General features: G+C 42.0%; 5 protein-coding genes. 3 read left to right on the plus strand and 2 right to left on the minus strand.

Features of this window, described 5'->3' with window-relative positions:
* Positions 1-215 precede the first annotated feature (215 nt).
* The 3 genes from NWQ57_RS22545 to NWQ57_RS22555 all read left to right on the plus strand — a co-directional run bounded on the left by NWQ57_RS22545 (position 216) and on the right by NWQ57_RS22555 (position 5,147).
* A complete protein-coding gene (locus NWQ57_RS22545; protein ID WP_306024449.1) occupies positions 216-458 on the plus strand; it encodes a Ca2+-dependent phosphoinositide-specific phospholipase C in 243 nt (80 codons plus the stop codon).
* 389 nt (positions 459-847) lie between these two features.
* Positions 848-3,547 (plus strand): TonB-dependent receptor, encoded by a 2,700-nt coding sequence (locus tag NWQ57_RS22550; protein ID WP_306024445.1) that lies wholly within the window; start codon positions 848-850, stop codon positions 3,545-3,547.
* A 217-nt stretch (positions 3,548-3,764) separates the two neighbouring features.
* Positions 3,765-5,147: a phosphoesterase gene (locus NWQ57_RS22555; RefSeq protein WP_306024446.1), complete on the plus strand. Its 1,383-nt coding sequence runs from the start codon at positions 3,765-3,767 to the stop codon at positions 5,145-5,147.
* A 97-nt stretch (positions 5,148-5,244) separates the two neighbouring features.
* Here NWQ57_RS22555 and NWQ57_RS22560 read toward each other — a convergent pair whose 3' ends face one another.
* Positions 5,245-6,987 (minus strand): DUF4105 domain-containing protein, encoded by a 1,743-nt coding sequence (locus NWQ57_RS22560; protein ID WP_306024447.1) that lies wholly within the window; start codon positions 6,985-6,987, stop codon positions 5,245-5,247.
* Positions 6,988-7,083: 96 nt separating this feature from the next.
* Positions 7,084-7,449 (minus strand): adenosine deaminase, encoded by a 366-nt coding sequence (locus NWQ57_RS22565; protein WP_306024448.1) that lies wholly within the window; start codon positions 7,447-7,449, stop codon positions 7,084-7,086.
* Positions 7,450-7,628 lie beyond the last annotated feature (179 nt).

The raw sequence follows: 7,628 nt of genomic DNA on the forward strand, positions 1-7,628 counted from the left end.
TGATCTACCTTTTGTGGCTCGTGTGTCTCGGTCAAAGTACTTGCAGGGGGTGAACCTCTAAGCGAAACCACTTTCGCATAACCGTTACAAAAAAGGGCTTTTGATGCGGCGAAAGCGCTGTGTAAATAACAACATCCTTAGCGTGGGGCAAGTTTAGATTTTCGTCATTCTACCTTAACCAAGCCGCTAGCGCTGGGCTACGTCACTTTGAACTGCTGTTTTACGCGGGGTTTGCTTATTACTTACCAAACAGTGCTGAGGCCGCGGTGATGGTAGTGAATAATCCGCTAACCCATCAATTGGATATCCAGCGTTTTAACGCTCAAGGGTTCATAATGAGAACCCGATCAGACGAAGGGATGATACGTGTGCCACGCAAAGAGAATGACGCTACCAAAAGTGCTGCACAAATTATGTCCACTGATTTTTATTCTGGCCCTTCCATCGTGTTGATTTAAGCCCACCGCTTTGTTTTATAAAAACGTTACCGCGTTCATCATTTAGTCACAATACGGCAATACATTACGCATCCTCAGTATAACTCGAGTTTTGTTACCGGTGTCATTACTGATTATAAAGGCTTGTAGCGGTTTTTTAGCTGATTCAAAATAGGTCAAAGCTGAATTTGTCTATAACTTGTACAAATGCTTATCAACATAAAATTTACATTTTATATTAAGCAGCAGCTACACGTTGTCTGAAAGCGTGGTTAATGACCTAGTTCCCTTTAAAAATAGCGAAACTGGCGAGTTAACAAAAATTTATCAAATATTTGTATTTTTTGTTGACACCGGTGTCAGTAATTTATATTGTTATGTTGTTATTTTGTTAATGAAAGGGCACATAAATGAAAAATAGAACAAAAAGCGTACTAGCAATCGCGATAGTAAACGTTTTAGCTACTTCGTATTCACCCGCGTTACTGGCACAAGAATCCACTGATGATACAGAAATAATCGAGGTTAAAGGTTTTAGAAGTTCGGTTATTAAAGCAAAAGATTTAAAGCGTGAAGCGCTGATTGCACAAGATTCAATTGTTGCAGAAGATATTGCAGATTTTCCTGATTTAAACTTGGCTGACTCACTGCAACGTGTTCCGGGGGTTGCAATTACTCGTGAAGGCGGTGAAGGTCGTCAAATATCCTTACGCGGTATGGGGCCAGATTTTACTCGAGTTGAAGTCAATGGCATGGAAGCGTTGGGCACCTCTTCATCGCCGATGGATAGCCGTGGCGCAGTAGGCCGTTCAAGAGCCTTTGATTTCAATATTTTTGCCTCTGAGTTATTTAATCAAATTGATGTAAAAAAATCCTACTCAGCTGATATGGAAGAAGGCGGTATTGGGGGTACGGTTGGCTTGCATACAGCAAGGCCATTTAATTACAAAGGCTTCCAATCCCTAGTGGGTGTTCAAGGCGGTACCAATACTAATACGGATAGCTTTGATCAACGTTTAGTGGGCATGATCTCTAACACTTGGGATAATTTTGGTGCATTGGCTTCGATTGCTTATAGCACAAAAGAGTCTCGTGAAATGGGGTATAACACCTATAGATGGCGTAAAAGAAGTACCAGCAACTATAACGATAGTTTAGATAGTCAAACCCAAGCTTTGCTTGAAGATGGTGAACTGTGGTTCTCCCGAGGTAACCGATATTCAGTATGGAACAACCAGCAAGATCGCCTCGGTGTGACGGCCGCCTTACAATATCGCGCTTCTGATGATCTAGAATTCAGTCTGGATTTTTTACATGGAAAATTAGAAAACACCTTAGATGAGCATCATATTTCAACGGGTGGCTCCAGTAGTACAGCTTTAGGTTTTGTTGAAGAGCTAGATTACGTTGATAACAATGGCGACAAAGAAGTGGTCTTTGCTCGTTATTCAAATTCAACTATTCGAACAGAGTCACGGGAAGACTATAATGAATCTATCTTCGACCAAGTGACCCTGCAATCTAAGTGGACCATCAGCGATGAGTTGAAAATGGTTGCGCAGATTGGCACCAGTCAGTCGGATTATAATCAACCGAAAGTCAACAAAGCCAATTTAACCCGTTCAGGTGGCATTACAACTGACTTTACCCAAGACCGTTTTTATGGGGTCAATACCTATGACTTTGATCCCACATCCTTGGACGGATGGGCTGTGAAAGATCTGTATTTTCAAGAAGATTACATCACCACAGATTTTGACAATGCCAAGGTGGATTTTGAGTACTTAGTGGGAGACTCCGGTGTTCTGACCTTCGGTGCTAATTACAAAAAATTCTCAAACAGCGGAGAACGTAGACAAGATTCCGGTTATGTTGAAAACAAGGCTCCACCTCTTAATGCTGATGTTAAAACCGTCACTGCTGACATCACTGAAGTGTATTCTGATCACCCAGATCAAAGTTGGTTACAACTTGATATGGATGCTGTCAAAGCATTCTATGGCTTAAGTGACTTATCTTTAGGTGAAGACAAAATTATTTCAACTTCGGCTTTTAAAGTGCAAGAAGAGACTCAAGCCGCTTATGCTCAGTACACGTGGGACAATATGTTGGGTGATTCTTTGTTACGCGGAAATATCGGTTTACGTTACTACAATACCGAATTGACTTCGAATGGTGTTTCTCAGGGCGAGCAGATTGAAATTATCCGAGACTACTCTGGAGTATTACCGTCTTTGAACTTGTCCTATGAAGTGATGGATGATGTATTGTTACGTTTTGGTGCCAGCAAAAACCTAACACGCCCTTCGTTATCGACCTTGTCAGTGTCAGCAAACGTATCTCAAGCGACTCTTTCCGAAGGAGATGTAGGCAGTGTTACCGTTGGTAATCCTAGTTTAAAACCTTATTCTTCGGTGAATATTGATACATCAATTGAATCGTATTTTGATGGAGTGGGCTTTTTATCTGCTGCGGTTTTCTATAAAGATATCAAAGACTTTATCGTAACTGAAACATTGGCAGAAACCTTTACTCTGGCTGAATTAGGTTTACCGAATTCATTGTTGCCCAATGGCGGTACACCAACGAGTCAATTTAACGTGACGTCACCACAAAACTCAGATTCTTCAACCATTAAAGGTTTTGAATTTGCCTTTCAACGTGACTTAGACTTTTTGCCGGCGCCTTTTGACAAGTTGGGTGTGATAGCTAACTACACATGGGCAGACGGCAGCAGTAAGTATCGTAATGTGCAGAACAGTGGTCAAGATCAAGTCAAAGCTTTTACTGGATTATCAAAAAGCAGTTATAATATGACATTGTATTATGAAACTGATTCGTGGGGTGCTCGTATCGCGGCGGCCTATCGTGATAGATTTATCAGTTCTGTTGAAGCGGGTTTAGGTGATGAAGATGAGCGTGGTTTCCACGAAACCACTTATGTCGATTTTTCCGCCTTTTATCAAGTTAATGAGTCAATTAAAATTAATATTGAGGGCATTAACTTGACCAATCAACGAGAAGAGCAATACAGTGATTCCAGTGATCGTCAATACAATACAACAACAAGTGGCAGAACATATATGGCTGGTGTAACTTACAAATTTTAAGTCAGTTACTCAGCGTTATCGAAAAACGAAAAGGCGTTGCGAATTTCGCAGCGCCTTTTTAGTTGATAAATAGCAAAAATGTAAATAACAAATTGCATAACATCCGAGTCTAAAATTGAGAAGTGTCATGTTTTACAAAAGAATACCTCCGAGCAACGCCTTGTTGTGCTTGTTACTACCAGTGTTAGTTTCCTGTCAAAGCCATCAGGCGAAGTCATTGAGTGAGCACATTACGCAGGCAAATAAAGGCAAACAATGGCTAGCTGGTGATCACCATATACACGGTAAATACAGCGCAAAATGGGATACTTCGACGAATCCGCCCACACCTATATTGCGTGGTGACGCACAATATGCCACCGCTATTTATGCGCAGATGGCAAAGCACCATAACTTAAGTTGGATGGTTACTACAGATCATGGCGGACCGAACCACAGTGAGTTGAATTTACACCAAGCCTACCCCGAACTGGTAGACTCGCGTAAAGCCACACCAGAAGTATTGCAGTTCTTTGGTATGGAATTCGACACGCCGGGCGCCCGTCATTGTAGTTTGATTATTCCTTACTCTGACAACGAAGCGAGTCAGTTATACAACATTGAAAAAAACTTCAATCGTCGTGAAATAGAGCCTGATACCAGCAGTCGTGATAGCAACGAATTTATGCTTAAAGCATTGCGTAGCATGCAAGCACAAGCATTAAAACCGATTATAATCGCTAACCATCCTGCCAGATTGGCCACTGATCTAGGCGCATTCAACAAAGTGACACCCGCTCAGTTGCGCAGTTGGCAAGATGCAGCACCAGATGTGGTCATTGGTATGGAAGGCGCACCCGGTCATCAAGCCAATGCCCTTAATCCTGACGGCTCAATTCGTCAAACTGGGCGTCGTGGTGGTTATGACGACTTCCCGACTATGGGGGGCTTTGATCAAATGACCGCCCAAGTAGGTGGCGTTTGGGACAGTATGTTAGGCGAGGGACGGCATTGGTGGATCACCGCTACGTCAGACAGCCATATGCACTATACCGAAGGGCGCACGGACTTTTGGCCTGGCGAATACTCTAAAACCTTTGTATATGCCGAAAAACAATACGACAGTATTCTTGAAGCCCTGCGCGCTGGTCATGTATTTGTGGCCACAGGTGATTTGATTAACGAACTTTCAGTGTTGGTGAGCGATGAACAAGGGCAACAGGTTGATATCGGTGGCACCTTAAAGGTGAAAAAAGGCGACAAGGTGAATATCCGCATTCGTTTTCGAGATCCCAGCCAGCCAAACTTTGGCCGTGGTACGCCAACGGTAGCCCGTGTCGATGTTATACAGGGTGATGTAATAGGCAAAGCCGCAAACTTGTCTGCCGATCACCATCCCAGCACAAAAGTAAGTGCTCGCTACACTTCAACCGATTGGCAAGTTAAAGGCGAATATCGTGAATTTCATTTTGCTATTGCGGATATTGAACATTCACAATATATCCGTATTCGCGGTACAAATCAGGCAAATGAGCTAGAGCCAACAATCGACCCTCCGGGCGAAGACCCCTGGTCTGACTTATGGTTTTACAGCAATCCGGTCTTTATTCTGGTGGAATAAGGCCTTGTATGCTTGGCACCGGTTTAGCTGATAAAGCCTAATCGGTGTCAGGCAACTATGGTGCTTGTCGCACTTATTAGTGCCAAGTTAAATAAGTTTAGTAAAGATACTTAAAATACAGTCCAAATGACTGTTGCTCATTTAAATTTGTCCATTTTTTTTCAAATGTCCCGTGCAGTGAAATATTTTGCTGGGTATAGATAGAGTGAGTAAGGGCTAGGCTTTTAATGACTTGGTCCCCCTGTCGTTGATTGTCGGTAATTGAAAATGACACGAGAGTTTTCATATCAAATATTTGATAAAACATCAGACCTACCTCTGGGCGAGTATAAATATAGCCATGCCCCTCACTAAAGCCTAAACCTACATTCATCTGTGAATACAACAATAAATCATGGGAGAGTTTCACTGCGAGCCCTATGCCGCTATAAATATCTAAGGCTAAAGCACGCTGTAAATACGGGTTTACGTGTTGTTGAACACCTATGCGCAATTGGCTAGATACGCCACCCGTAAAAGGCTCATAGGGCACCAAGCTGCGCATTGCATACAACGACCATTCTTCTAACTCAATCTTTGTATTTTGGGCTGAAACTAAGAGTGATAATGAGGATAGTTCCAGTGCACTTTCACTAAAGAACTGACGATTATCATCTTCGAGTCTGCGTGATGCTGGCATATAGTGAATCTGAAACCAATTTTCGCTGTCTATTTGACGCATCCCTACCGAAAACTGCGAGTCGTTGGGCGCCGCGATGGGCTGTTTATAAGCGCTCAAATCAATGTCGAATTGCTCTAAGTTTTGGTCTTGGCCAAAGGCCTTAAGTATTCCTTTATTATCGTTAAAAGTAGTTCTATCTATCGCTCCATTTTGCAATTGGTAGAGATTAAAACTTTCAAGTAGCTTTAACGATAAAAACTGTGATTCAGTAGGGCGTGACGCAAGGTTTGCTAGATTTCGAGAATCGATCTTCGGGTCAGGTATGGGGTTATTTCTCAGGGAATGTGCGTCCTGCAACATTCTAATTTTCCACTTATTAGCAGCTATAACAGTGGTTGTTGATATTAGTTTATTTGCCTGTGCTGACTTTACGACATCTAGAGGTGTGACCCATGCGTTAGGTTCGGGGCTCATTGTCGGTTGGCCGATTGCTAACAGCAGTTGAGTTAGCGTTGCGCAATTATAGGTGTGAAAAAAATAAGGGATTGTCGCATTTTTTAATTCCCATAGGTGGGCGTGAATAAGTTGCAGTTGCTCTGGGTTAAAATCAAGTTGGTATTCCCATACATTGCGTTGCTCTGCGTTTAGATACTGATCAATGTGCTCTTGATAAGGAGATACTTTGAAGAAACTTTGTTTGCCAATAAAGAGACTTTCCCACAGTATTTTTGCAGCATTAATACTGTCTAGTTCGGTAAAAAAAGAGACGGCATGAGAGACGGCGTTAGCCTTATTATTGGTCCCTTCAATTTTCAACATAACATGGCCCATCATGCTGCTGGCTTGAGTTAGATTTTCAGAGGTATACACCAAATAGATTTTGTCTGCTGGGGCTAAAGTAGAAAACTCTGTGTAGTCTACGCAATCGCTCATTGAGAAGTTTGATAAGCTGATAGTTAACTGGCGTTCAATATAGCGTTTTCGCGCGGGGAAACGGCAGGCAGCAGATGGCTGCATCGTCAGTAATTCGATCGTTTTGCTTAGTTCATTTAGGCTGCTAAAGTCTTCTGCAGAAAGCAAAAAGGTAGGATCGGAAATTCTAGGAGTATTCGCTTGAGCTTGAATCAGGGCTTGCCATACTGGGTCTTTGGCAAGAGTCTGCATTTGAGTAGGTGACACTGCGGCTTCTATCTGCTGAGAAAAAGTGCAAATAAGCAATAGCGCAAATAAAAAGGAAGCCGTAAAGCTTCCTTTGTTTAGGTAGAACATGAAATATTAGTTACAGCTGATAGTGACAGAGTCCTGATATTTCCACATTTTTTTACTTCCCATGTCGGTACTTGAACCGAAAACACCACCAGAAAGAATGTTCACCCAAAAAGTAGGTTCAATTTCTTTGTTCAGTTGGGTTTCTGAAGTACAACCTTCAGCATCAGTGACTAAAATTTTATCAGCATTTTCTTTTTTAAGAGTGATAACACCCGGTGCTTGCTGAGTGGCTCCATCAACGTTGACATCAATTTTTTGACCATTAGAGGTAGAGACGTTTATTTTGTGAGTGTCTTCAGAAAGAATTGTGGCACAGCCAGAAGTTACGATTACAGTGGCAGCAACTAAGGTTCTCAAAACCAATTTTTTCATTCAAATTTCCTTTTTATTTTATAATTTAGGCAAAAGCCGCCGGCATTATACTCAAAGTAATATTCGATGCACTCAAAATAGGTCTGGTTAAAATTTTTTGCAAAAAAGTGCAATAGAGAACGTAATATCCCGCTTGCACCCATCATGCTAATGTTGAATCGACTTAGATGGTGGTAGGT

The sequence above is a fragment of the Paraglaciecola sp. genome (assembly GCF_030730205.1).
Lineage (GTDB): Bacteria > Pseudomonadota > Gammaproteobacteria > Enterobacterales > Alteromonadaceae > Paraglaciecola.

Excerpts from the sequence above, each read along its gene's own strand:
- NWQ57_RS22550 (WP_306024445.1), top strand. The coding sequence starts at position 848 with ATGAAAAATAGAACAAAAAGCGTACTAGCAATCGCGATAGTAAACGTT.
- NWQ57_RS22565 (WP_306024448.1), bottom strand. The coding sequence starts at position 7,449 with ATGAAAAAATTGGTTTTGAGAACCTTAGTTGCTGCCACTGTAATCGTA.